Source organism: Pseudomonas sp. GW821-FHT09C10 (genome assembly GCF_059418085.1).
The window spans coordinates 243,268-265,717 of record NZ_JBWKPE010000010.1 but is presented as its reverse complement, the minus strand read 5'-3'; the positions used below and the strand labels follow the sequence as shown (position 1 = coordinate 265,717).

Sequence of the window (22,450 nt, the reverse complement as noted above, 5' to 3'; positions counted from 1 at the left end):
TGATGGAGTACCGTCTTATGCTCGCTCAAGCCACTGTCTCGCAGCCTCCCGGGATCCAGCCGTTGCCGCTGGACGAACCCTACCTGTTGGAAATCGTCAACATCAGCAAAGGCTTTCCCGGCGTCGTGGCCCTGGCCGACGTACAACTGCGTGTTCGCCCCGGTACGGTGCTGGCGCTGATGGGCGAGAACGGTGCGGGCAAGTCGACCTTGATGAAAATCATCGCCGGCATCTACCAGCCCGACGCCGGTGAAATCCGCCTGCGCGGCAAGCCCATCGTGTTTGACACGCCGCTGGCGGCGCAGAAAGCCGGGATCGCGATGATCCACCAGGAGCTCAACCTGATGCCGCACATGAGCATCGCCGAGAATATCTGGATCGGCCGCGAGCAGCTCAACAGCCTGCACATGGTCAACCACCGCGAAATGCACCGCTGCACCGCCGAGTTGCTGGCGCGCCTGCGCATCAACCTGGACCCCGAGGAACACGTGGGCAACCTGAGCATCGCCGAGCGGCAGATGGTCGAGATTGCCAAGGCTGTGTCCTATGACTCCGACATCCTGATCATGGATGAACCGACATCGGCCATTACCGAGAAGGAAGTGGCCCACCTGTTTTCGATCATTGCCGACCTGAAGGCCCAGGGCAAAGGCATCGTCTACATCACGCACAAAATGAACGAAGTGTTCGCCATTGCCGATGAAGTGGCGGTGTTCCGCGATGGGCAGTACATCGGCCTGCAACGCGCCGACAGCATGAACAGCGACAGCCTGATCTCGATGATGGTGGGCCGCGAGCTGAGCCAGTTGTTCCCGGTGCGCGAGACGCCCATCGGCGAACGGCTGCTGTCGGTGCGCGACCTGCGCCTGGACGGGGTGTTCCAGGGCGTGTCGTTCGACCTGCATGCCGGTGAGATCCTCGGCATCGCCGGGCTGATGGGCTCGGGGCGCACCAACGTGGCGGAAACCATTTTCGGCATCACCCCCAGCAGCGGTGGGCAGATCACCCTGGATGGCGAGGCGGTGCGCATCAGTGACCCGCACATGGCCATCGAAAAAGGCTTTGCGCTGTTGACCGAGGACCGCAAGCTCAGTGGCCTGTTCCCCTGCCTGTCGGTGCTGGAAAACATGGAAATGGCCGTGCTGCCGCACTATTCGGGCAACGGGTTTATCCAGCAGAAAGCCTTGCGCGCCCTGTGCGAGGACATGTGCAAGAAACTGCGGGTGAAGACGCCGTCCCTGGAGCAGTGCATCGACACCCTGTCCGGCGGCAACCAGCAGAAAGCCTTGCTGGCGCGCTGGTTGATGACCAACCCACGCTTGCTGATCCTCGATGAACCGACCCGGGGCATCGACGTGGGGGCCAAGGCCGAGATCTATCGCTTGATCGCCTTCCTCGCCAGCGAAGGCATGGCGGTGATCATGATTTCCTCCGAGCTGCCTGAAGTGCTGGGCATGAGCGACCGGGTGATGGTGATGCACGAAGGCGAACTGATGGGCACCCTGGACCGCGCCGATGCGACCCAGGAAAAAGTCATGCAGCTGGCCTCCGGTATGACCGCGGTCCACTGACGAACAGCCGCGCGGGCCTGCGGTTGGTCCGCGCCATAGAATAAGAAGGTGATTGGCTATGAACGCAATAACGGACAACAAGCCTGCCACGGCCCCGGTCAAGCACCGTCGGCGCTTGCCCACCGAGCTGAGCATCTTCCTGGTGCTGATCGGCATCGGACTGGTGTTTGAGCTGTTTGGCTGGATCGTGCGGGACCAGAGCTTCCTGATGAACTCCCAGCGCCTGGTGCTGATGATCCTGCAGGTGTCCATCATCGGCTTGCTGGCCATCGGGGTGACCCAGGTGATCATCACCACCGGGATCGACTTGTCGTCGGGCTCGGTGCTGGCGCTGTCGGCGATGATCGCCGCCAGTTTGGCGCAAACCTCCGACTTTTCCCGGGCGGTGTTCCCTTCGCTGACGGACTTGCCGGTGTGGATTCCGGTGGCGATGGGGTTGGGCGTGGGGCTGCTGGCGGGGGCGATCAACGGCAGCATCATCGCCGTCACCGGTATTCCGCCGTTTATCGCGACCCTGGGCATGATGGTCTCGGCTCGTGGCCTGGCGCGCTACTACACCGAAGGCCAGCCGGTGAGCATGCTCTCGGATTCGTACACGGCCATCGGTCATGGCGCGATGCCGGTGATCATTTTCCTGGTGGTGGCGGTGATCTTCCATATCGCCCTGCGCTACACCAAGTACGGCAAGTACACCTACGCCATCGGCGGCAATATGCAGGCGGCTCGGACCTCGGGGATCAACGTCAAGCGCCACCTGATCATCGTCTACAGCATCGCCGGGTTGCTCGCCGGTCTGGCCGGCGTGGTGGCCTCGGCACGCGCCGCCACCGGCCAGGCGGGCATGGGTATGTCCTATGAGCTGGATGCGATTGCCGCCGCGGTGATCGGCGGCACCAGCCTGGCGGGCGGGGTAGGGCGTATCACCGGTACCGTGATCGGCGCACTGATCCTTGGGGTGATGGCCAGCGGGTTTACCTTTGTCGGGGTGGATGCGTATATCCAGGACATCATCAAGGGCCTGATCATTGTGGTGGCGGTGGTGATCGACCAGTACCGCAACAAGCGCAAGCTCAAGCGCTGAGTTGCAAGCTGCAAGCTGCAAGTTCGATGAGCTCTACAGCTTGTCGCTTGCAGCCTGCGGCTTATAGCTGCTGTACGAACTTTCCTGCTATAAACGCACTCCGATAACCATTCGCCAAGCCCGTCCTGGTGCCTTTGGGGGTTATATCGGAAAAAATGCCTGTCATTTCAGTTGCTGTGCCCTCAAGTCGGCCTTAGACTGCCGCCCCTCGTAAATTGAGTGCCGGGTGGCGCTTGGAATGGATGGCGCCTTTCCGAGACCTGCAGAGGTCGACCGGAACGCTCCCTTATTCGCCTTAATGCACGTATTTTTTATAGAGAAATCAATGACAAAGGAAAAGTTGCTGGCCATGCCGGCGGATGACTACATGAATGCCGAACAGCACGCTTTTTTCGAGAAGTTGCTGCAGGACATGAAGGTGGAACACCACGAGCGCATTGAGCAGAACCGCATCGCCATTGAAAGCCTGGACACCCCGGCCGACCCGGCCGACGCCGCGTCCGTTGAAGAAGAGCGCACCTGGCTGGTCAACGCCATCGACCGCGACCAGCGCATGCTGCCGCAGCTCGAGCGTGCACTGGAACGCATCAAGGAAGACTCCTTCGGCTGGTGCGATGACAGCGGCGAGCCTATCGGCCTCAAGCGCCTGCTGATCAGCCCGACCACCAAGTACTGCATCGAAGCGCAAGAGCGCCACGAGCAGATCGACAAGCACCAGCGCCAAGCCTGATGCGCTGAAGCTGGGGGATCGCCTGGGCGGTTCCCCGGAGAAAGACCCGTTACGCCCCGTCTATTGATCTGCTGCAAGCTACCCCACTAAAGGCCCATGGATAATGGCTGGATAGTGGCGTTTAATGCAGGGACAAAAATGACAAACAGTGGGGTAACGACGATGGCTGGAGACGGATCTCTGATGGGCGCAGCAGTGCCACCGCAACCGGTGGTGCGCGGGTTGCCCGGCTGGTTGATGCCGCTCCTGCAGAGCGCCGCCCTGGTGCTGGTACTGCTGGGCCTGGCGTTTGCCAGCCTGCCGATCTACCTCTGCCTGCCCATTGCCTTGCTGGTGATCTGGCTGCCAGGCCTTATGAACCGCACCTCCCGCACGGCACCGCCCGCCACTGCCGATGCCATTGGCGAGCTGACCCGCGATCTGTCCTATACCACCAGCCACAACGCACTGTCCGCTGCCGGCGTCGCCTACTCGGTCAAGCAACTGGCGGCTCGAGTGCAATCGCAATTGGGCGCGGCCAAGCAGATCGTCAGCAGTGCCGAGGTGATGATCAGCACCGAAAAGGTCACCTCCCAACTCAGTCGCGAGGCCCTGCAGGCGGCCAGCCAGGCCCATCAGCGCAGCACTGAAGGCCGTGAAGTGCTGGCCCAGTCGATCATTCGTATGCACCAGCTCAGCCAGCGCGCCAATGCCAGTCGGGAGTTGATTGAAGCCCTGAGCCAACGCAGTGAAGAAATCCAGCGGGTGACCCTGGTGATTCAGTCCATCGCCAGCCAGACCAACCTGTTGGCGCTCAACGCCGCGATTGAAGCGGCGCGGGCCGGTGAGCACGGTCGCGGGTTCGCCGTGGTGGCGGATGAAGTGCGTGGGCTGGCGGGCCGCACGGCCACGGCCACCGATGAAGTCGGGGTGATGGTGGCGGATATCCAGCAACGCACTGCCCAGGTGGTTGAGCAGATTCGCCAGCTCTCGGCAGACTTGCACACCGGTGTCGAGCAGGTGGAGCACGCCGGCGAGCACCTGGAGAACATTGCCGGCCTGGCGGCGGGCGTGGAAGGCCAGGTCAATGAAATCGCCCAGGGCACCGACACCAACCGCGCCCAACTCGACAGCCTGTTCCACGCCGTGGAGCAAATGCGCAGCGATCTTATCGTGAGCGACCAGCAGACCCGCCAGTTGGCCGATGCCGCTGTGCAGATGGAAGGGCAGGCCGAAACGATCAGTGAGCGCCTGGCGGAAGTCGGGCTGGATGACTATCACCAGCGCATCTACGATCTGGCGCGCGAAGGCGCGAGCCGGATTGCCGCGCAATTCGAAGCCGATGTACAGCAGAACCGCATCAGCCTGGATGACTTGTTCGACCGCAGCTACACCTTGATCCCCAACACCAGCCCGAGCAAGTACCACAGCCGGTTCGATGGCTACACCGACCAAGTGCTGCCGGCCATCCAGGAAGCGCTGTTGCCACGCCATGAAGGTTTGGTGTTTGCCATTGCCTGCACGCCCCAGGGTTATGTGCCGACGCACAACAAGGCGTTTTCCCAGGCGCTGACCGGGGATGCTCAGGTCGACGCGGTGCAGAACCGCACCAAGCGCAAGTTCGAAGACCGCACCGGGATCCGCTGCGGCAGCCACCAGCAAGCGGTGCTATTGCAGACCTACACCCGCGATACCGGCGAGTTGATGCACGACTTGTCGGTGCCGATCATGGTCCGGGGGCGGCATTGGGGTGGCCTGCGCCTGGGGTATAAGCCGGAGGGGGCGAAGGCTGCGGGTTAGGGCGTGTTGTTGTCTGTGAGGCGGGGAAATACCAACTGCCTGGCAAGCGCTATTGCGCCCAGGCAGCCGGCATTGTGTGGATTACTGCGGTTGATGCAGGCGCTGGTTCAGCTCATCCACCGCCATGGCCCAATCGGCGTCTTCACGCAGTTCTTCCTTGAGGAACTGTGCCTGTTGCGGCGTCCAGAACGGCGCGTCGATCAACTTGACGTCGTCACTCAGCGGGTGCGCGACAATGAAGGCGTCGATGGCTTCGGGGGTTGAGTCCAGGCCCAGTTGTTCGAATAAGGTTTCGAGTGTTGGTATTGGCGCGTCCATGTCAGTCTCCGTGCTGGTTTCGGGATCGTTATGCATGGGAGGCTTGTGGCGCGGTAGAGTTCGATCGGATTGTCAGGAGGTCAGTGCCCCTGAATCCACTGCAGCCTTGAGTGCCTGGGCGGATTCTTTTCCGGCGCTGGCGGCAGTATCGAGGGTCTTGAACCAACGGTCTTTTTCGACCTGGTGCGTGGTGACGGTGGTCAACGGCGGCTTGGCGCGCATCACGATCACTGCTTGAAACTCACCGTCTACTTCCCTTGCGTCGCCATGGATGAAAAATTCGCCAATATCAAATTCCGTCACGTATCGCCTTCCCTTCGAGGTAACCAACAGCACTGATGAAACCTGGCCCGTGCGGGGGCAAATTCCAATGGACAGGCCAGTATGGCAGTTGTTGAAGGGCGGCGGCGCAGTAAAGTCATCCCGGTGACGAAACGATTCCGCCGTGCAGGGAGGCCTCCAGCCGCTTGGCCAGTTCGCAGGCCTCGATGTGGTCGCTGCGAAAGCCTTTGATCCTGCCACTGGTGACTTCGCGGATATGGAAGAAGTTTCTTCCGGCGGGTACAACTTGGTAAAGAACCGAATTGGGGTACCCGTTGGGACTGCGTAAGCAGTAGTATTGCTGTTCGTCCTGACATGATGAGCGAGTGCGGGAAGACGTAGCGTCGTATTGGCGTCGTTGCATGGTCAGCTCCTGTCGATCGATCTTGTTGACCCACCAGCAGCGTTACAGGTGGTTTTGACCCGTGTCGCTGTTTTAGTATTGTTGTCGGCAGTCGGCGTCTGGTTCCACGCCGAGATGTTTTTGTTTATATGAGCTGTCGGAAACTGCGTTTTTAATAGTGTTATTCTCTGAAGCGGGTCGACCGGTATTCTCCGGTTATTGAACCTGTGATTTCCTGCGATGCCTGATGTCCCTGCACAAGGCCCATCGTGCATGCCTGTCCGGGGCGTTGGGCGCAGCAATGGGGTCTTCTTCAGTTTTTCAATGAATGTGTTGTGTGATCGTGCCGAGATGGCCGTTTCTTTGTGCTGCCCGCTCTGGCGGTCAGTGCTTTATTTCGATGTGGGGGCGTTTCCTTGGCAGTCAGTAATCTGGATATGCACGCGTTGTTCGTGCTGGGTGATTTGCGCGCAAAGTTGGTCAAGCAGTTTCAATCCCGTTTTGTTTACATCACCGAGCAGACGCCGGAAGGTATCTATATCGCCGAAATCGATACCGAAGCGGCCATGGTTGTGGATGACAAACCCCGTCTGGAGCTCAAGGTGGGCGACCACTTCCGTGCTGCGGTATTGCCCAGTCGCGAAGGTGGCAAGTTCGAACTCAAGTTCCGCGACATCAAGTTGACGGTGTATGGCTTGGGCGACTATGCCTTTGTGTCCTCGCCCGAGGGCCAGGGCATCGTTTTCAAGGAAGGCCACAGTGTGATGCTGGTGTTTGCCGCCAATGAACAACTGCAGGAAGGCCTGACCAAGACCCTCAAGGCCGTGACCGGCAAGGCCGCCAAATGGCGCAAGGGTGAGCTGGTGACGTTCAAGGCCAGTGAATAATCGGTAAATACTGCGAACATCTCCTATCTCCCGGAACCTCTACTACAGTTGAGTTGACTTAACTATTCAGAGGCTTCGCGCATAGGCAGCAAAGCCGTTCGTTGTTTGCTGCGACATCGCGAGGTGCAAGGGCATGAAAGGATTGAGAACGCTGTTGGCTGCATCGCTGACGACCCTGGGTCTAGCAGTGGCTTCGCTGCCCGTTTCGGCCGCGCCAGCGCCGGTGCACTTTGCCGACCTGAACTGGGAAAGCGGCAGCCTGATCACCGAAATACTGCGGGTCATCGTCGAGAAGGGCTACGACTTGCCCACCGACACCTTGCCCGGTACCACCATCACCCTGGAAACCGCCCTGGCCAAGAACGACATCCAGGTCATCGGTGAAGAGTGGGCCGGCCGCAGCCCGGTGTGGGTCAAGGCCGAGGCCGAAGGCAAGGTCGTGGGCCTGGGGGATACGGTCAAGGGGGCCACCGAAGGGTGGTGGGTGCCCGAATACGTGGTCAAGGGTGATCCGTCCAAAGGTATCAAGCCCCTGGCACCGGACCTCAAGAGCGTGAAGGACCTTGCGCGCTACAAGGACGTGTTCAAGGACCCCGAATCCCCAGGCAAGGGGCGCTTCCTCAACAGCCCCATCGGCTGGACCTCGGAAGTGGTCAACAAGCAGAAGCTCAAGGCCTATGGCCTGGACGACAGCTACGTGAACTTCCGCAGCGGTTCGGGAGCTGCCCTGGATGCCGAAATTGCCTCGTCCATCCGTCGTGGCAAACCGGTGTTGTTCTACTACTGGTCGCCGACGCCGTTGATGGGGCGCTACAAGCTGATCCAGCTGGAAGAGCCACCGTTCGATGCCGAGGCCTGGAAGACCCTGACGGATGCGGATAACCCCGATCCGAAGCCCACTCGGTCGTTGGCATCCAAGCTGAGTATTGGCGTGTCCACGCCGTTCCAGAAGGAACATCCGCAGATTGCCGGGTTTTTCGAGAAGGTCGAGTTTCCGATCGAGCCGCTGAATAAAGCCCTGGCGACCATGAGCGAGAACCACACCGCGCCCCGGGAGGTGGCCCAGGCGTTTCTCAAGGAGCATCCTGAGGTGTGGAAGGCCTGGTTGACCGAGGATGTGGCGCAGAAGGTCGAAGCCAGCTTGAAGTAAGCACGGCGCTTATTGCTGAGCGGAGATCAAAAATAATGTGGGAGAGGGCTTGCCCCCTCCCACATGTTGTTTGCAGTGTCGCTTCAGAATCTGGTTTGCACCGCCAGCTCGAATGTCCGTGGCGCTCCCAGGTAATACGCCGGGGACACATGGGCAAACTCGGCATACACCTCATTGGTCAGGTTGCGCACCCGGCCGGTCACCGAGGTGTGTGAATCCACCTGGTAGCGCAGGAACGTCCCGAACAGCGTGTAGGCCGGCACCGTCTGGGTGTTGGCATTGTCCGCATACACCTCGGCGACGTAGCGTGCATCCACGCCGCCTTGCCAGTCCTCGGCAAAGTCATAGGTCAACCACAGGTTGCCGACGCGCTTGGGCACGTTGGTCGGTGTATTGCCCTTGCGCGACACCACCGCGCCACTGGCGATTTTCTCGTTGAACTCATCGTATTCGGCATCCACCCAGGCGACGTTGCCTTCCGCCAGCAGCCTGGGCGTGATGCGCAATGAACTGGCCAGCTCGATGCCCTTCGATGACTGCGCGCCGACCGGGATGCTCGTGGTCGGGTCCTGCGGGTCGGTTACGGCAAAGTCCTTGCGTTCGATCTTATAGACAGCAACGGTAGCCGAGCCACGGCCGTCCAGATAGTCGAACTTGCTGCCCACCTCCCATTGTTTGCCGGTCGACACATCGAACACCTGGGTGGTTGTACTCGGTTGTTCAGCGGCGGTGCTGTATTGCACGTAGACATTAGCCGATGGGATGAACTGGTAAGTCAGGCCGACGCGACCGGTCACCGGTTCCCAATGGCGCTTGAAGTGCCGTGGGTTGGTGGCCGTGATCGCGCGGTGGTTGGTCACATCCAGGTCGATGGCGTCGTAACGCAGGCCGCTCAGCAGCGAGAGTTTATCGGTGAGGCCCAGGCGGTTTTCCACGAACAGCGCCTTGGTGGTGACCTCACTGGTCTTGTCCTTGCCAAAGTTCTCCCGAGTACGCGGGATGTCGTAGAAGTGCCCGGGGTTGAAGCCGTTCGGGTCCACGGTGCTGTTACCCGGCACATTCAGCGGCGTGTTGGTGGTGCTGTTGACCTTGTACTCAAAACCGCCGGACCAGGTGGTCGACAGGCCAAACAGACGGTCGTCATGGCGCAGTTCAAACTGGTTGCCGTGCTGTTCGCCCTGGTGGCGCACCTGGTAGGCGGTCGAGCGGTTTACCGCACTGTTGCCGGCGTTGTATTGGTAGGTTTCGAGGTTGCGGTAATCGCGCTGGCTGTCGAGGTGGTAGAGCGTATTTTTCAGCGTCGTGCTGTCGTTGATCCGGTAGTCGATGATCGAGCGCGCCCAGATCGTGCGCTGCTCGTAACGGCCGTCGGTGACGTTGTAGTTATTGAAACGGTTGTGTTTGTCGATCTTCAGCTCACCGGACTTGGGGTTGAGTACCGGCGTGCCCCAGTAAGGGCTGTCTTCCTGTTCATCCTGGTATTCCAGGGCCAGGGTATGGGACAGGTCGGGGGTGAGGTCGCTGAGCAGGGAAAACGCCAGGCTCCAGGCCTCACGCTGGTCGCGGTCGATGTAGCTGTGGTTGGTGTTGCGGCTCACGTCCAGGCGCGCGTAATGCTGCACGTCGGCGCCGGGCTCGGTCAGCGCGTGATTGACGCCGAATGCCATACCGGTGGTGTCGTAGCTGCCATAGGTGAGCTGACCTTCGGCGGCCTGCTCCTCACGGGTGGCCAGCTTCGTCACATAGTTGAGTGAGCCGCCGACGGAGCCGGCACCGTTGATCAAGGAGGAGGGGCCACCGACCAGCTCCACCCGGTCATAGATCCAGGCGTCCACTGGCCGGGCCAGGCCGGTGGCGACATTGATACCGTTGAACATCTGGGTGATCTGGCTGCTGGTAAACCCACGGTAAGAGACAAACCCGCCAAAACCCGGTGGCGCGCTGGCGTTGACGCCCGGCAGGGTGTTGGCGGCATCGCGAAACGTCTTGGCGCCATGGCGTTCGATGTCGTTGCGATTGGCGATGGCCACTGATGCCGGGGTTTCCCGCACGCTCAGTCCCAGCCGCGACGCCACGCCGCTGGATTGATCCAGGGTGAGGCCGGGTTCGGCAGTTGATTCGCCATCAATGGTGGTCGGGGCCAATTCGAGGGCCCAGGCGCAGACAGGCAGGCAGCCGAACAGGCCCGCCAACAGGGGTAGATGTTTCATGGTTGAATCCTGAAAAACTTGGCTTGAAAACAACGCACGACCGTCCTTTATTCCGTGTGGAACCGGTGGTCAGTGCAGATTGGAAAGCAAAGGGATCAGGCGAAGGCGGGCGGCGCGCGCGGGTTAGCCGGGGGCCAGGTGAAGCGGGCAGGGATATCAGCGGCCAGCACCACGGCCGGCGGTGGTGCATGGGGTTGTGGCAACACCGCCACATTCAGGCTGGAACTGAGCGCCGGGCCCATGCCGCCGGTGGAGCACAGCGGGCAACCGAACGCCTTGGCCAGCGTCGGCAGGTTCTCATCGCTGGAGTTGGACGGCTTGGGCGCCTGGGTACGCGGGTCGACGGTACAGAACTGCCCGCCGATGCCATTGAGCTGCATCCCCACCATCTGCCCGTGACCGATACTGCAGGCGAACACATTGAACAGGACGCAGCAATAGAGCATCCAGGCAATGAGCGAGCGGTCGGCGCGGGCGAATTTCATGGGGCGGCACTTTACCATCAGCCGCCGACGAAATGCCTGCAAAAAATCCCAGGGCGACTATCCTGTCTCGCACCTTTTCTGGGAGCGCCCGCCATGAGCTTTGTCATCGCCCGCTGGATCGTCGGCATTTTTACCTGCATCAGCATGGTGCACCTGTACTGGGCTGCCGGCGGCAAACTCGGCAGCCTCGCCGCCATTCCCCAACTGCCCGGCGAATTCGCCAGCGGGCCTCGCCTTGCATTCAGGCCCTCGGCGCTGGGTACCTTTCTGGTGGCGATGGGCTTGGTCGGCATTGCGCTGCTGGTGTGCCTGCGGGCCGGGCTGTACTTTTCGGCGGTCTCCCATGCGGCGTTGCAATGGGGAATCAGCGCGATTGCCCTGCTGATGTTTGCCCGCGCGATTGGGGATTCGGAGTTGGTGGGGTTTTTCAAGAAGGTCGGCGGGTCACGGTTTGCGCGGTGGGATACGTGGTTCTATTCGCCGTTGTGCCTGACGTTGGGGGTGGGGTTGTTGGTGGTGGCGTGGGGTTAATGAGGGAAACACAACACACCGATCTACGCCGCTCAAATAAAAACTGCTCTCATCCTTGCCCGATTTGCCGACCTGGCCGTCATGGTTAATAGAACCTCTATTACCCAGGATTTCCCATGTCGCGCCTTGCTCGCCCCTTGCACCCACTGGCCCTGTCAGTGGCGTTGGCTTTCGCCGCCGTGCCGTTGCTGAACGTCCAATCCGCCTTCGCCGAAGAAAGCCGCAGCGCTGTACGCAGTTTCCAGATTCCGGCCGGTGACTTGAGCCAGGCGCTCAACAGCCTGGCCGAGCAGGCGGGCCTGGTATTGGCGTTTGATGCGAGCCTGGCACGCGGCAAACGCAGCAACGGCTTGAGCGGGCAGTACGCCACCGACGTGGCGCTGACCCAGTTGCTCGCCGGCAGCGGCCTGCAGGCGCTGAAGCTCTCTGCCGACCGCTACCGCCTGGAAGCCATCCCGGATAGCGGCGGTGCCATGGAGCTGCAGGCCACCACCATCAGCGGCGCGTACCAGGCCGAAAGCCCTACCGGGCCGGTGTCCGGTTATGTGGCTACGCGCAGTTTGTCGGGCACCAAGACCGATACCGCGCTGATCGAGACTCCGCAGTCGATTTCCATCGTCACCAAAGACCAGATGCGTGCGCAGAACGCCGAGAGCCTCAACCAGATCCTGCGCTACAGCGCCGCGGTCATCCCGGAAACCCGCGGTGCCACGGCGTCGCGTCTCGACCAATTGACCATTCGTGGGTTTGCCCCGGCCACTTACCTCGACGGCCTGCGCATGCCGTCGAGCCGTGATGCCTTGCCGCAAAAGGATGCCTTTGACCTGGAGCGCGTCGAAGTGCTGCGCGGCCCGGCGTCGGTGCTGTACGGGCAGGGCACGCCGAGCGGAGTGATCAATATGGTCAGCAAGCGCCCGCTGGATACGCCCTTCCATGAAGTGGGCGTCGAATACGGCACCTTTAACAAAAAGCGCACCACCTTCGATTTGAGCGGGCCGCTTGACGATCAGGGCGTGTACTCCTACCGGGTGGCGGGGCTGTTCGACGATGCCGATGGCCAGGTCGAACACACCGAAACCCGTCGCCAATCGTTGTCCAGCGCGTTCACCTGGCGGCCGGACGAAGACACCTCGCTGACCTTGCTCGGGCATTTCCAGAAGGACCCCAAGGGCGCGTCCTACGGTTCGGTGCCGGCCTGGGGCTCGGTATTGCACAGCCCGACCGGGCGCAGCATCGACGTGGACTTCTACGACGGCGAAAAGAACTTCGAGAAAAGCGATCGCGAGTACTACTCCATCGGCTGGGCCTTCGAGCATCACGTCAACGATGTCTGGACAGTGCGCCAGAACGCGCGTTACCTGCGCAGCGAAGGGCGTTATCGCAGCCTCTACAGCAACTACCTGATGGCGGATTACCGCACCATTCGACGTTCCACCATTGCCAGTGACGTCGACATGGATGCCTACACCCTTGATAACCAGGTGCAGGCCAGATTCGACACGGGCCCACTGCAACACACCCTGCTGATGGGGCTCGACTACCAGAACACCAGCACCGACACCCTGCTGGGCTCAGGGACGTATACCGCCGGGCCGACCCTGGATATTTTCAACCCGGTCTATGGCGCGGCCGTGCCGGTACCGGCGTACACCACCGACGGTACGTCGCGCAGCGAACAGACCGGGGTCTATCTGCAAGAGCAGATGAAGTGGGACAAATGGGTGCTGTTGCTCGGCGGTCGTTATGACTGGGCCAGCACCGACAGCACCACCAAGACCTTGCGCACCGGGGCCAAGAGCCAGTCCTCCCTGGACAGCAAGGCCTTTACCGGGCGTATTGGCCTGGTCTATCTCTTCGATAACGGCCTGGCGCCGTACGCCAGCTATGCGGAGTCGTTCAACCCGCAGTCGGGCACCGGTTATGGCGGTTCGGTGTTCAAGCCGACCGAAGGCAAGCAGTATGAAATCGGCATCAAGTACCAGCCGCCGGGCAGCAACAGCTTTATCACGGCGGCGATCTTCGACCTGCGCCAGACCAACGTCCTCACCACCGACCCGGACCCCACCCACCTGTGCGGCAGCGGTCGCTGCCAGAGCCAGGACGGCGAAGTGCAATCCCGTGGTTTTGAACTGGAAGGCAAGGCCAGCCTCAACGACAACCTGGACATCACGGCGGCCTATGCCTACCTGGATAACCGCATCAGCAAATCCAATAACACCGTGCGTTACGCCCCCATCAGCGATATCGGCGTAGGCCCGGCCATCAACGCCGAGGGCACCACCACCTATGCGGTACCGCGCCACACGGCGTCGGCGTGGGCTGACTACACCTTCCATGATGGCAACCTCAAGGGCTTCGGTGCCGGCGCGGGTGCGCGGTATGTCGGTTCGTCCTGGGGCGATACCGCCAACACCCTGAAGGTGCCGGGCTACACCCTATTCGATGCGGCGGTGCACTACGACATTCCGAACATCGCCAACCTCAAGGACAACCTGCGCCTGGCCCTGAACGCCACCAACCTGGCGAACAAAGAGTACGTCGCGTCGTGCTATTCCTACTCGTGGTGCTGGTACGGCTCGCAGCGCACCGTGCAGGCGAGTGCGACCTACCAATGGTGATGGCACGACGATAAGGCAATTTAATGGCCCCTTTGTAACAAAATTCTCGCCAGAATCGCTTTTATTTTCAGGTGGTTAGGTGAGGAAGCAAATGCGCACTGTTGGAATCATGCTGATCGCCTGCTCCCTGGCCGGCGGCGCGGCTGCCGTGCAGGCACGGGAGCTGCGCGAGGGTGACAAGTACATGTGCAGTTGGGGCGCCGGCACGGCCGCCAGGGCCCAGGAACTCAAGCTGTCGGGGGTGTCGCTGTACGCGGCGCGGCAGAAGATCCAGACCATCAAGTTCAGTAAATCCTGGATGCGCATGATGGCCATGGGCATCACCGAACAGACCTATGACAGTCGTTCACGGCTCAAGCCCGAAGCGATTCGCCAGAGTTTCTACCAGGACTGCGTGCGTTACAAAGTGGCACGCAAGTAATCGAGTGCAGGCTTTACAAAACCACGACAAACCGATGTTTCTATTTGCATACAATTGCTTCCTTGGTAGAGGAGGCAGGTATGCACACGCTTATTCGCGCCGCGACGCCGGTCCCGGGAGGGGGCTGCCCGAGGCGCTCCAGGTTTGCTGTCAAAACAGAGCCGGGCAGGGTAAGCCCGTGACCCCGGCAATCCCCCCTTCATCCAACAGCTTGCGCTATTTTGCGCTTGGCGTGCTGTGCGTCGCGATGTTGCTCGGGGGCTATTTCATGCAACTCAACGCCAAGGCGGATCGCCAGCGCGAAGAAGCGGCCGAGCGTTTGGCACTTTGCCGGCAGGTTGAGCGGGTCGCCAGTGTGGCCACCTCCGCGGGTCTGGAACTTCGCGATACCTGCAAGCAATTGGGGGAGAGCGGGTCGAAGAGTGTCACGCCGCCTTAACTAATAACCCTTTTTTATAAGTGGAAATATCGACAGTAGTTGCACCAAAAAGTGGCACTTATATGTCTCTACACCTTTAAAAACATGTGGTTATTGAAGGACTTACAATGCTTTTAATCCGACGAAAGGATATAAAATTTTCTTGTTACAGCTTTTTACACTGGTTACTATAGCCGTGCGTTCACCTCCCACGGTTTATGCATTTTTAAATCCCAAGTTTCCATCAGCTACTTGGGATTTTTTTTGCCTGGGATTTAATCCCCGGCGTCAAACTCGCCTTCTGCAAACTCCGCACGCATTCGGCCATTGCGTTTGGCCCGGTAGAGCAACTTGTCGACATCTTCGACAAAGCCCAGCATCGGGCTGTCGGGTTTGACGATGCGCGTACCTACGCCCAGGCTCAGGGTCAGTAGGTTCGATACCGCTGAAAAGCCATGATCGATCTGTTGTTGACGGATCAGGTGCAGGCAACGTCCGGCGACCTGTTTGGCCGACGCCGCGTCGGTTTCCGGCAACAACCACACAAACTCCTCACCGCCGATGCGAGCGATGAAGTCCCGCGGCCGGTTGGCGGCCAGTGACAGGGTATGCGCGACCTGGCGCAGGCATTCGTCGCCCTTGATGTGGCCATAGTGGTCGTTGTACTGCTTGAAAAAATCGATATCCAGGATGATCAACGACAGCGGCAACTGGCTGCGCTGGGCGCTGGTCCATTCGCGCTCGAGCACGGTGTCGAACATGCGTCGGTTGGCGATGCCGGTCAGGCCATCCTGGTAGGAATATTCCTCGAGTTGCTTTTGCAGGCGCACCAGGTGTTCTTCGGTCTTCTTGCGTTCGCTGATATCGAACATAAAGCCGATCAGCGCCTCGACTTCACCGTCCTTGCGCACCACATGCACCACGTCGCGGATCCATACGTAGTCGCCGTTCACCGTCAGGGCGCGGTAATCCGCTTCATGGTCCACCCCGGCACGGGATTGCGACACGCAGAAATTCACCACGTATTCGCGGTCATCGGGGTGCATGCGCGAGACCCAGTCGTCGACGCTGACCCAGCTTTGCGGGGTCCAGCCCAACAGCGTTTCGATCTGCGGGCCGATATAGCTGAAGGTCATGCTCTGCCAGTCGATACGCCACGGGATGGCCTTGGTCGATTCCAGCAGCGTGCGGTATACGTCGCTGTCGGGCTGGCTCGGAGGGGCAATGCTCATGGTGGACGGCTCGAATGATGGCTAAGTGCCCAGAGCGTCGTGTGATCGACGCTGGGAGTCAAGCGCTTGCCGAGGCAGCAGACGAGAGGTCGTGTGACGGGCATGGCGGCGGCCAGCTAGCCGATGACAGCATGGCTGGGCGCATCCACTGCGCCGTAATAACGCCAGCAGCAATGACGGTGCTCCGGCACGATCACGCAGCCGCTGAGGCTGACGATCAGCACAGCGGCAACCAGCAGGGTAAGTCGACGGTACATGGTGTTTCCTCTTGGGTTGGCCGGGGTTAATCCTTCAACGCGGCGACCGGCGAAAATCCGTCGCACGCCTTTCAAACATTTCATCAAGCCCCGCCAGCCCCTGAGCAATACTGGTCTCGCCCCCTGCTGAAAAAATCTGCGCAGCCCGCGACGGATTTTTGCGCACGCGCCGTTCAACCCATCAGCAACCTGCACTTTCGCGGGTTGCATGGAGGAGTTGCCATGAGACCCCAGGCCACATTGCGTTTTGCCTTGCTTGCTCCGCTGGCCCTCGCCGCGTTTGTCAGCACCCCGACGTTTGCCCAGACCGACATCATCATTCAGCAGGCGCCGCCGCCTCCGCGTGTGGAAATGATCCCGGCCGAGCGCCCCGGCTATGCCTGGGACCGGGGCCACTGGCGTTGGGAAGGGCGCGGTTACGGCTGGGTACCGGGCCACTGGCAGCCGGTAATGCGCCATGCGCGCTGGGAGCCTGGCCATTGGGAAGCCCATGGCCCGAACTGGTACTGGCGCGAAGGGCATTGGATCCGCTGAACCCCGACCCTTGGCCCCGAGAACTGCCCGATTGAACGAGACTGATCCGGACGTTGAGCTGCTGGCGCGTATCGGCAATAACGAACCTGCCGCCGTCAACGAAATGGTGACGCGCAAACTCCCGCGTTTGCTGGCGCTCGCCAGTCGGATCCTGGGGGACGCCGACGAGGCCAAGGACGTGGCCCAGGAAAGCTTCCTGCGCATCTGGCGCCAGGCCGCCCACTGGCGCAGTGGCGAGGCGCGTTTCGACACCTGGTTGCATCGGGTCGCGCTGAACCTGTGCCACGACCGCTTGCGGCGGCGCAAGGAGCGTCCACTGAGCGATGAGGCGGCGGTGGAGGTGGCAGACAGCTCGCCATCGCCTGAAGAGCAGCTGGAGACCCAGGACCGCAGTACACGCATGGCCGCCGCGTTGGCGGCCTTGCCCGAGCGCCAGCGCGAAGCCATCGTGTTGCAGTACTACCAGGAGCTGTCGAACATCGACGCCGCGGCCCTGATGAATATCAGCGTCGAGGCACTGGAGAGCCTGCTGTCGCGGGCCCGACGCCAGTTGCGCAGCCAACTTGCCGATACACCCGGGCTTGCCCGCCCAGGAAGGGGAAAATCATGACACCCGAACGCTTTGTTTATCTGGCCGACGCCTATGGGGCGGACCTGCGTCGCTGGCCCGATGCTGAACGGGCAACGGCCCAGGCGTTGCTCCGCAGTGGCAATGTGCATGCGCGCGAAGCCTTGCAGCAGGCACGTTGGCTCGACAGCCAGTTGGACAACCATCAACTGGCCTTCCCCGACCCGGCGTTGGTCCGGCAGATACGCCAATCCGCCCCACGCTCATTCTGGTCACGCTATGCCAACTGGTTATCGCCCGCGGGTCTTGTCGGCGCGGGCATTGCCGGCATCGTCACCGGGATGCTGGTGGCGTCCATGAGCGTGCCGCTGCCGATGTTGTCCTCCGACGTGCTGCCCAGTGTCTTTGATCAGGGCGACGCGGAAGTCGTCTTCAGCGTCAACGCCGAGGAAACCGAACAATGACCGCCAGATCCCTGAAACCGTGGTTGTTTGTCTCGATCCTGCTCAACGTATTTTTGATCGGCGGGGTGGGTGGCGGTCTCTACCACTGGATGGCCAACGCCCGGCCTGCCGAAGTGGTGGTTAACCAGCACGGCCTGCGCCAGGCGATGGTCAAGTTGCCGCCGGAGCGGCGCAGGGAACTGCGCCAACTGCTGCGCCGCAATCGCGACGACAGCCAGCCACTGATCATGGCCGGGCGTGAGGCGCGGCTGGGGGTGATCAGGCAATTGGAAGCGCCGACGCTGAAGCGTGATGTGTTGGAGGCGCAATTAGCCAAGGCGCGTGAGGCCGACGCGGCGCTCAGGGCCTTGGTGGACGGCACATTGGCGCAGTTTGCCGAAACCTTGACGTGGGACGAGCGGCAAAGGCTGGTGGAAGCGTTGTACTTGCGGGGGCAGGCAAACACACCGCGAACCGGAAGGAAGCAAGCCGCCATCGCGAGGGATTAAATCAATCGAGAGCGTAAGCAAGAGCCCTTTCATGGAACTGGATATTCTGACAAGCCACAGAGATAGCGCTCAAAGAAACCCCACATTCCGTTGGGTAGAGTAAGAAGGTAGGAACGATGACCGATATCTCTAAATTAGCTGGCTCGCAGTCACCTGTTGCACAGTCCAATTCTTTAGACGCGATTGCAGATTTCGGAGGCGCGCAAACGGACGGCATGGCTGAGCACATACGAGTGAAACGCCCGGAAGCAGAATCCGCAGCGGCAAACGCTCCGTCTCAGATCTCTTACTGAGTTTTGCTTTCAGCGGCGTGACGAAGCTGCCACGTTCGTCAAATCCTAAGCGAATGGCGGGGTCAAGCTAGAATTGCGCCATCGCGGGCAGCGTGCTGAATTACAGGCGACGCAGAAAGGATTTGACGATGTGCCGCGTGGCGTCGGTGGTGTCCAGTTCGTCCACGGCGCCATAGGCGTGCCACTGGCAGTCGACGATTTCGTTCAGCGGCCGTGCATCCGCGATATTCACCACCGAGGCTTCAAACACATGGTGCACGGTGTCGCGGGCTTTAAGCTCCTGCAAGTACAGCAGCCCGTCCACGTTCAATCCGGTTTCTTCTTCCAGCTCCCGTTCGGCCGCACCGACCGGGCGCTCGTCCCGTTCCACCTTGCCGCCCGGCAAGGCCCATTTTGACCTGGCCTTGCGCACGAAGAGGATATGCCCCTCGTGTTCGCAAATGACCGTTGCGCGTATTTTCATCGTCTGTGCCCCCGCAGCGGGATGAGTGTCATAAAAGTGTAATGCAATTGTCATGCTAAGTGGTTATGGCGCGCCGCGGTGGGGATGTGGATACTGCCCGATTGATGAAAACGGACGAGGAAAACAGATGAGCAGCGTACGTTGGGGCATGATCGGGTGTGGCAGTGTCACTGAATTGAAGAGTGGACCCGCTTTCTACAAAGCGCCAGGTTCGGCGCTGGTGGCCGTGATGGGGCGGCGCGAGGAGGCCGTGCGCGATTATGCATCGCGCCATGGGATTGCCCGTTACTACACCGACGCCCAGGCACTGATCAACGACCCCGAAGTGGACGCGGTGTACATCGCCACGCCGCCCGACAGCCACCTGGAATACAGCCTGATGGTGGCGGCGGCCGGCAAGCATTGCTGTGTCGAGAAGCCGATGGCACTGAATGCCGAACAGAGCGCGCTGATGCAGCGCACTTTCGAGCGTGCCGGGCTGCACCTGTTTGTTTCCTACTACCGGCGCTCGCTGCCACGCTTCCAGCAAGTGCGCGCGTGGCTGCAGGACGGGCGCATCGGCACGTTACGCCAGCTGACCTGGACCCTGTGCAAACCCCCGGCCGCCGAGGATGCCAGCGCCGCCAACTGGCGCACCGATCCGGCCATTGCCGGTGGTGGCTACTTTGCCGACCTGGCCAGCCACGGTTTCGACCTGTTCCAGTACCTGGCCGGGGATATTGTCGAGGTCGCGGGCTTTACGGCACGACAGGCCGGGCACTATGCCGCCGAGGATGCCGTGACGGCCTGCTGGACCTTCAGTTCGGGCGCGCTGGGCATGGGCTGCTGGAACTTCGTCGCCGACCGCCGTGAGGACCGGGTCGAGTTGATCGGCAGCCTTGGGCGCATCCAGTTCTCGGTCTTCGAAGACCAGCCGCTCCACCTGGAGGGCGAGACCAACGAGGTGCTGGAAGTGCCATGCCACCCGCATATCCAATGGCACCACGTAGTGGCCATGAACGCGCATATTCGCGGCGAAGCCGAGCATCCTTCGCTGGCCATCGAGGCGTTGAAGACCGATCGGATCCTGGACAAGGTCCTGCAACGTAACCCCAATCTGCCGGGATGATTTTCCAAGGAATAGCGGAATGAAATACTGGATGGTCCTGTGGCTGGCACTTGCCACCACGGCGATGGCGGCCCCGCGTAGCCAAGGGACGCCTGGGGAATTTGATTTTTATGTGTTGTCGCTGTCATGGTCGCCGACCTTCTGCCTGACGCACCCGGACAACGAGCAGTGTTCGGGCAAGGGCTACGGCTTTGTGCTGCACGGCTTGTGGCCGCAATACGCGCGGGGAGGGTGGCCGGCGACCTGCGCACCGCAATCGCGCTTGAGCCGCGAAGAGATGGACAAAGGCGCGGCGCTGTTCCCGACGCGCTCGCTGCTCACCCACGAATGGGCCAAGCACGGCACCTGCAGCGGGCTGGAACCCTTGGCGTACCTGGAGAAAACCGATGCGGCGCTGGGCGTGGTTGCCATCCCTGCGCAACTGCAACCGTTCAACACGCCACCGTCGTTGCCGGCCCGCGAGATCGAAGCGCTGTTTCGCGAAAGCAACCCGCGCATGGGCAACCATGGGCTGGCGGTGATCTGCAAAGGCAAGGTGCTGTCGGAGGTGCGTGTGTGCCTGACCAAGGACCTGGCCTTCGCCGGTTGCCCGCGCAGTGTGAAAACCCAATGCCGTGATGGCGAAATCCGCATCCCCACGCAGCGCTAAGGCAGCATTGCCACGCGGTAGCGCTCGTCAAAGTCTTCGGCCAACTGCGCCAGGGTGACCTTGCCCAGGCGTTTGAGCAGCAGCGCCTGGGCCTGTTCGAAGGCATCCGTGAGCGCTGCGTTCACGGCCTGTTCCACCAGGCACTCGGGATGATCGGTGGACAGGCCGATGGCAAATATCGAGGGCGTGCCCAGGGCGTTGTGAATGTCCAACAGGGTGATTTCACTCAGTGGCTTGCCCAGGCTCCAGCCGCCCTGATGGCCCTTTTCCGAGCGCACATACCCTTTCTCCTTGAGCAGCCCCAGGGTGCGTCGAACCACGACAGGGTTGGTGCCGAGCATCTGCGCGATGGTCTCCGAGGTGGCGCGCTCTTCATGGCGGCCCATATGGATCAGCACATGGAGCATGCGCGACAGGCGGGTGTCGTTTCTCATCAATCAGCCTCGGGTGGGGTCGGGCGAAAGTATCGTTCGTAACCCAAAAAGTTGCGAGACTCTTGACGGCGTATTTTTATGTAACTTATGGTGTGTCGTGAAAGCGCGCGGACAACCGCGTGCACACAACATGGAGTCACTTTCATGATGTATGACGTGATTATCGTGGGCGGCAGCTATGCCGGCCTGTCTGCGGGCCTGCAATTGGCAAGGGCGCGGCGCCAGGTGCTGGTGATTGATGCGGGGCTACGGCGCAACCGCTTTGCCGCCACGTCCCACGGGTTTCTCGGCCAGGACGGCCAGGCGCCGGAGGTCATTGCGGCCGAAGGGCGCAGCCAGTTGATGGAGTATCCAACGGTCAGCTGGGTGCAGGACAGCGTGCTCCAGGCTATCGCACAGCCCGGTGGTTTCAGTGTGCGCACACACTGCAACGGCGAATTCCAAGCCAAACGCCTGATCCTCGCCACCGGCGTAGTCGATGAACTGCCCGCCATCGAAGGCCTCAAGGAGCGTTGGGGGACGCGGGTGTTCCATTGCCCGTATTGCCATGGCTATGAACTGGACCAAGGTCGCATCGGCGTCCTGGCAACCTCACCCCTGGCAATGCACCACGCGCTGATGCTCCCGGACTGGGGCAGCACCACCTTGTTCACCAACGGCGTGTTCACCCCGGATGTCGAGCAGCAGGCACAATTGGACCGACGGGGTGTCAGCGTGGAAACCGCTGGCGTGCGGCGCATCAGCGGCGAGCGTGCCGACCTGGAGCTGGACGACGGCAGGGTGATCACCCTCGACGGGATCTTCACCCTGTCCCGCACACGCATCAGCCCGTTGGCCGAACAACTGGGCTGTGAATTGACCGACGGCCCGACCGGGCCTTATCTGCACACCAACGACATTCGCCAGACCTCGGTGCCCGGCGTGTTTGCCTGTGGTGACACCTCTCTCGCCGCCGGCTCCGTGGCGCTGGCCGTGGGCGAAGGCGTGCGCGCCGGGGTGGGCGCACATTTCTCGTTGATCAACCCGTGAAACCATTACCGCCGCAGGGGCATTTTGTTCAATACCGCTGCGCGCGGGCCTTATACCGTGGAACCCTG

At 61.1% G+C, this 22,450-nt stretch carries 27 protein-coding genes; 18 read left to right on the top strand and 9 right to left on the bottom strand.

Going from position 1 to position 22,450, the window contains the following annotated elements:
* Positions 1-17 precede the first annotated feature (17 nt).
* The 4 genes from AC07OT_RS20175 (at position 18) to AC07OT_RS20160 (ending at position 5,161) form a co-directional block, all read left to right on the top strand.
* Complete coding sequence (locus AC07OT_RS20175) at positions 18-1,571, top strand: sugar ABC transporter ATP-binding protein (RefSeq protein WP_495108884.1); 1,554 nt, start codon at positions 18-20, stop codon at positions 1,569-1,571.
* Positions 1,572-1,629: 58 nt separating this feature from the next.
* Entirely contained in the window at positions 1,630-2,652 is a 1,023-nt protein-coding gene (locus AC07OT_RS20170) for an ABC transporter permease (protein WP_024076018.1), read from the top strand.
* A 325-nt stretch (positions 2,653-2,977) separates the two neighbouring features.
* Positions 2,978-3,382 (top strand): TraR/DksA family transcriptional regulator, encoded by a 405-nt coding sequence (locus AC07OT_RS20165; protein ID WP_003191666.1) that lies wholly within the window; start codon positions 2,978-2,980, stop codon positions 3,380-3,382.
* Between the two features lie 96 nt (positions 3,383-3,478).
* Positions 3,479-5,161: a methyl-accepting chemotaxis protein gene (locus tag AC07OT_RS20160; RefSeq protein ID WP_495108883.1), complete on the top strand. Its 1,683-nt coding sequence runs from the start codon at positions 3,479-3,481 to the stop codon at positions 5,159-5,161.
* A gap of 81 nt (positions 5,162-5,242) precedes the next feature.
* Here AC07OT_RS20160 and AC07OT_RS20155 read toward each other — a convergent pair whose 3' ends face one another.
* The 3 genes from AC07OT_RS20155 to AC07OT_RS20145 all read right to left on the bottom strand — a co-directional run bounded on the left by AC07OT_RS20155 (position 5,243) and on the right by AC07OT_RS20145 (position 6,164).
* Positions 5,243-5,479 (bottom strand): DUF2789 domain-containing protein, encoded by a 237-nt coding sequence (locus tag AC07OT_RS20155; protein ID WP_027606523.1) that lies wholly within the window; start codon positions 5,477-5,479, stop codon positions 5,243-5,245.
* 72 nt (positions 5,480-5,551) lie between these two features.
* Positions 5,552-5,782: a hypothetical protein gene (locus AC07OT_RS20150; RefSeq protein WP_065927941.1), complete on the bottom strand. Its 231-nt coding sequence runs from the start codon at positions 5,780-5,782 to the stop codon at positions 5,552-5,554.
* 115 nt (positions 5,783-5,897) lie between these two features.
* Entirely contained in the window at positions 5,898-6,164 is a 267-nt protein-coding gene (locus AC07OT_RS20145; protein WP_115486272.1) for a hypothetical protein, read from the bottom strand.
* Positions 6,165-6,580: 416 nt separating this feature from the next.
* Here AC07OT_RS20145 and AC07OT_RS20140 point away from each other — a divergent pair, with 416 nt between their 5' ends.
* Positions 6,581-7,030, top strand: coding sequence for a hypothetical protein (locus tag AC07OT_RS20140; protein WP_065941180.1), 450 nt, complete (start codon positions 6,581-6,583; stop codon positions 7,028-7,030).
* A gap of 133 nt (positions 7,031-7,163) precedes the next feature.
* Positions 7,164-8,180: an ABC transporter substrate-binding protein gene (locus tag AC07OT_RS20135; protein WP_495101641.1), complete on the top strand. Its 1,017-nt coding sequence runs from the start codon at positions 7,164-7,166 to the stop codon at positions 8,178-8,180.
* Between the two features lie 83 nt (positions 8,181-8,263).
* Here AC07OT_RS20135 and AC07OT_RS20130 read toward each other — a convergent pair whose 3' ends face one another.
* Together AC07OT_RS20130 and AC07OT_RS20125 are read right to left on the bottom strand one after the other, a co-directional pair.
* Positions 8,264-10,390, bottom strand: coding sequence for a TonB-dependent receptor (locus tag AC07OT_RS20130; protein ID WP_495108882.1), 2,127 nt, complete (start codon positions 10,388-10,390; stop codon positions 8,264-8,266).
* A 95-nt stretch (positions 10,391-10,485) separates the two neighbouring features.
* On the bottom strand, positions 10,486-10,875 hold the full coding sequence (locus AC07OT_RS20125; RefSeq protein ID WP_495108881.1) for a DUF2946 domain-containing protein: 390 nt from the start codon (positions 10,873-10,875) through the stop codon (positions 10,486-10,488).
* A gap of 93 nt (positions 10,876-10,968) precedes the next feature.
* Here AC07OT_RS20125 and AC07OT_RS20120 point away from each other — a divergent pair, with 93 nt between their 5' ends.
* The 4 genes from AC07OT_RS20120 (at position 10,969) to AC07OT_RS20105 (ending at position 14,884) form a co-directional block, all read left to right on the top strand.
* Complete coding sequence (locus AC07OT_RS20120; protein WP_115486268.1) at positions 10,969-11,406, top strand: DUF3995 domain-containing protein; 438 nt, start codon at positions 10,969-10,971, stop codon at positions 11,404-11,406.
* A 116-nt stretch (positions 11,407-11,522) separates the two neighbouring features.
* Entirely contained in the window at positions 11,523-14,024 is a 2,502-nt protein-coding gene (locus tag AC07OT_RS20115; RefSeq protein ID WP_495108880.1) for a TonB-dependent siderophore receptor, read from the top strand.
* A 91-nt stretch (positions 14,025-14,115) separates the two neighbouring features.
* The gene (locus tag AC07OT_RS20110) at positions 14,116-14,445 is read left to right on the top strand and encodes a hypothetical protein (RefSeq protein WP_065941186.1); all 330 of its coding nucleotides are present in this window, start codon (positions 14,116-14,118) and stop codon (positions 14,443-14,445) included.
* Between the two features lie 178 nt (positions 14,446-14,623).
* Entirely contained in the window at positions 14,624-14,884 is a 261-nt protein-coding gene (locus AC07OT_RS20105) for a hypothetical protein (RefSeq protein WP_495108879.1), read from the top strand.
* 254 nt (positions 14,885-15,138) lie between these two features.
* On the opposite strand, the gene AC07OT_RS20100 is transcribed toward AC07OT_RS20105, so the two are convergent.
* Positions 15,139-16,095 (bottom strand): GGDEF domain-containing protein, encoded by a 957-nt coding sequence (locus AC07OT_RS20100; RefSeq protein WP_495108878.1) that lies wholly within the window; start codon positions 16,093-16,095, stop codon positions 15,139-15,141.
* Positions 16,096-16,211: 116 nt separating this feature from the next.
* Positions 16,212-16,352 (bottom strand): hypothetical protein, encoded by a 141-nt coding sequence (locus tag AC07OT_RS20095; RefSeq protein WP_166655323.1) that lies wholly within the window; start codon positions 16,350-16,352, stop codon positions 16,212-16,214.
* Between the two features lie 222 nt (positions 16,353-16,574).
* On the opposite strand from AC07OT_RS20095, the gene AC07OT_RS20090 reads away from it, so the two are divergent.
* The 5 genes from AC07OT_RS20090 (at position 16,575) to AC07OT_RS20070 (ending at position 18,699) form a co-directional block, all read left to right on the top strand.
* The gene (locus tag AC07OT_RS20090; RefSeq protein WP_495108877.1) at positions 16,575-16,886 is read left to right on the top strand and encodes a YXWGXW repeat-containing protein; all 312 of its coding nucleotides are present in this window, start codon (positions 16,575-16,577) and stop codon (positions 16,884-16,886) included.
* On the top strand, positions 16,810-17,496 hold the full coding sequence (locus AC07OT_RS20085; RefSeq protein ID WP_495108876.1) for an RNA polymerase sigma factor: 687 nt from the start codon (positions 16,810-16,812) through the stop codon (positions 17,494-17,496). The genes AC07OT_RS20090 and AC07OT_RS20085 overlap by 77 nt, the downstream gene beginning before the upstream one ends.
* Positions 17,493-17,918 (top strand): hypothetical protein, encoded by a 426-nt coding sequence (locus AC07OT_RS20080; protein ID WP_495108875.1) that lies wholly within the window; start codon positions 17,493-17,495, stop codon positions 17,916-17,918. Before AC07OT_RS20085 ends, AC07OT_RS20080 begins: the two co-directional genes overlap by 4 nt.
* Positions 17,915-18,406, top strand: a complete 492-nt coding sequence (locus AC07OT_RS20075) for a periplasmic heavy metal sensor (protein ID WP_495108874.1) — start codon at positions 17,915-17,917, stop codon at positions 18,404-18,406. Before AC07OT_RS20080 ends, AC07OT_RS20075 begins: the two co-directional genes overlap by 4 nt.
* A 116-nt stretch (positions 18,407-18,522) precedes the next feature.
* Complete coding sequence (locus AC07OT_RS20070) at positions 18,523-18,699, top strand: hypothetical protein (RefSeq protein WP_168166840.1); 177 nt, start codon at positions 18,523-18,525, stop codon at positions 18,697-18,699.
* Between the two features lie 100 nt (positions 18,700-18,799).
* On the opposite strand, the gene AC07OT_RS20065 is transcribed toward AC07OT_RS20070, so the two are convergent.
* On the bottom strand, positions 18,800-19,162 hold the full coding sequence (locus AC07OT_RS20065) for an NUDIX hydrolase (RefSeq protein ID WP_495101634.1): 363 nt from the start codon (positions 19,160-19,162) through the stop codon (positions 18,800-18,802).
* 127 nt (positions 19,163-19,289) lie between these two features.
* Here AC07OT_RS20065 and AC07OT_RS20060 point away from each other — a divergent pair, with 127 nt between their 5' ends.
* The gene (locus AC07OT_RS20060; protein WP_495108873.1) at positions 19,290-20,270 is read left to right on the top strand and encodes a Gfo/Idh/MocA family protein; all 981 of its coding nucleotides are present in this window, start codon (positions 19,290-19,292) and stop codon (positions 20,268-20,270) included.
* Positions 20,271-20,289: 19 nt separating this feature from the next.
* Positions 20,290-20,919 carry a ribonuclease T2 family protein gene (locus AC07OT_RS20055; protein WP_495101632.1) on the top strand — a complete coding sequence of 210 codons (630 nt, stop codon included), beginning with the start codon at positions 20,290-20,292 and terminating at the stop codon, positions 20,917-20,919.
* Here AC07OT_RS20055 and AC07OT_RS20050 read toward each other — a convergent pair.
* The gene (locus tag AC07OT_RS20050; RefSeq protein ID WP_092488675.1) at positions 20,916-21,353 is read right to left on the bottom strand and encodes an Rrf2 family transcriptional regulator; all 438 of its coding nucleotides are present in this window, start codon (positions 21,351-21,353) and stop codon (positions 20,916-20,918) included. The genes AC07OT_RS20055 and AC07OT_RS20050 overlap by 4 nt on opposite strands.
* 144 nt (positions 21,354-21,497) lie before the next feature.
* On the opposite strand from AC07OT_RS20050, the gene AC07OT_RS20045 reads away from it, so the two are divergent.
* Positions 21,498-22,382 carry an NAD(P)/FAD-dependent oxidoreductase gene (locus AC07OT_RS20045; protein WP_495108872.1) on the top strand — a complete coding sequence of 295 codons (885 nt, stop codon included), beginning with the start codon at positions 21,498-21,500 and terminating at the stop codon, positions 22,380-22,382.
* Positions 22,383-22,450: the final 68 nt, after the last annotated feature.

Coding starts and splice junctions, on each gene's coding strand:
- AC07OT_RS20120 (WP_115486268.1), top strand. CDS start 10,969: ATGAGCTTTGTCATCGCCCGCTGGATCGTCGGCATTTTTACCTGCATC.
- AC07OT_RS20050 (WP_092488675.1), bottom strand. CDS start 21,353: ATGAGAAACGACACCCGCCTGTCGCGCATGCTCCATGTGCTGATCCAT.
- AC07OT_RS20140 (WP_065941180.1), top strand. CDS start 6,581: ATGCACGCGTTGTTCGTGCTGGGTGATTTGCGCGCAAAGTTGGTCAAG.
- AC07OT_RS20055 (WP_495101632.1), top strand. CDS start 20,290: ATGAAATACTGGATGGTCCTGTGGCTGGCACTTGCCACCACGGCGATG.
- AC07OT_RS20155 (WP_027606523.1), bottom strand. CDS start 5,479: ATGGACGCGCCAATACCAACACTCGAAACCTTATTCGAACAACTGGGC.
- AC07OT_RS20125 (WP_495108881.1), bottom strand. CDS start 10,875: ATGAAATTCGCCCGCGCCGACCGCTCGCTCATTGCCTGGATGCTCTAT.
- AC07OT_RS20045 (WP_495108872.1), top strand. CDS start 21,498: ATGATGTATGACGTGATTATCGTGGGCGGCAGCTATGCCGGCCTGTCT.
- AC07OT_RS20100 (WP_495108878.1), bottom strand. CDS start 16,095: ATGAGCATTGCCCCTCCGAGCCAGCCCGACAGCGACGTATACCGCACG.
- AC07OT_RS20175 (WP_495108884.1), top strand. CDS start 18: ATGCTCGCTCAAGCCACTGTCTCGCAGCCTCCCGGGATCCAGCCGTTG.
- AC07OT_RS20165 (WP_003191666.1), top strand. CDS start 2,978: ATGACAAAGGAAAAGTTGCTGGCCATGCCGGCGGATGACTACATGAAT.
- AC07OT_RS20065 (WP_495101634.1), bottom strand. CDS start 19,162: ATGAAAATACGCGCAACGGTCATTTGCGAACACGAGGGGCATATCCTC.
- AC07OT_RS20130 (WP_495108882.1), bottom strand. CDS start 10,390: ATGAAACATCTACCCCTGTTGGCGGGCCTGTTCGGCTGCCTGCCTGTC.
- AC07OT_RS20135 (WP_495101641.1), top strand. CDS start 7,164: ATGAAAGGATTGAGAACGCTGTTGGCTGCATCGCTGACGACCCTGGGT.
- AC07OT_RS20115 (WP_495108880.1), top strand. CDS start 11,523: ATGTCGCGCCTTGCTCGCCCCTTGCACCCACTGGCCCTGTCAGTGGCG.
- AC07OT_RS20075 (WP_495108874.1), top strand. CDS start 17,915: ATGACCGCCAGATCCCTGAAACCGTGGTTGTTTGTCTCGATCCTGCTC.
- AC07OT_RS20170 (WP_024076018.1), top strand. CDS start 1,630: ATGAACGCAATAACGGACAACAAGCCTGCCACGGCCCCGGTCAAGCAC.
- AC07OT_RS20160 (WP_495108883.1), top strand. CDS start 3,479: ATGGATAATGGCTGGATAGTGGCGTTTAATGCAGGGACAAAAATGACA.
- AC07OT_RS20110 (WP_065941186.1), top strand. CDS start 14,116: ATGCGCACTGTTGGAATCATGCTGATCGCCTGCTCCCTGGCCGGCGGC.
- AC07OT_RS20060 (WP_495108873.1), top strand. CDS start 19,290: ATGAGCAGCGTACGTTGGGGCATGATCGGGTGTGGCAGTGTCACTGAA.
- AC07OT_RS20090 (WP_495108877.1), top strand. CDS start 16,575: ATGAGACCCCAGGCCACATTGCGTTTTGCCTTGCTTGCTCCGCTGGCC.
- AC07OT_RS20095 (WP_166655323.1), bottom strand. CDS start 16,352: ATGTACCGTCGACTTACCCTGCTGGTTGCCGCTGTGCTGATCGTCAGC.
- AC07OT_RS20085 (WP_495108876.1), top strand. CDS start 16,810: ATGCGCGCTGGGAGCCTGGCCATTGGGAAGCCCATGGCCCGAACTGGT.
- AC07OT_RS20080 (WP_495108875.1), top strand. CDS start 17,493: ATGACACCCGAACGCTTTGTTTATCTGGCCGACGCCTATGGGGCGGAC.
- AC07OT_RS20145 (WP_115486272.1), bottom strand. CDS start 6,164: ATGCAACGACGCCAATACGACGCTACGTCTTCCCGCACTCGCTCATCA.
- AC07OT_RS20070 (WP_168166840.1), top strand. CDS start 18,523: ATGACCGATATCTCTAAATTAGCTGGCTCGCAGTCACCTGTTGCACAG.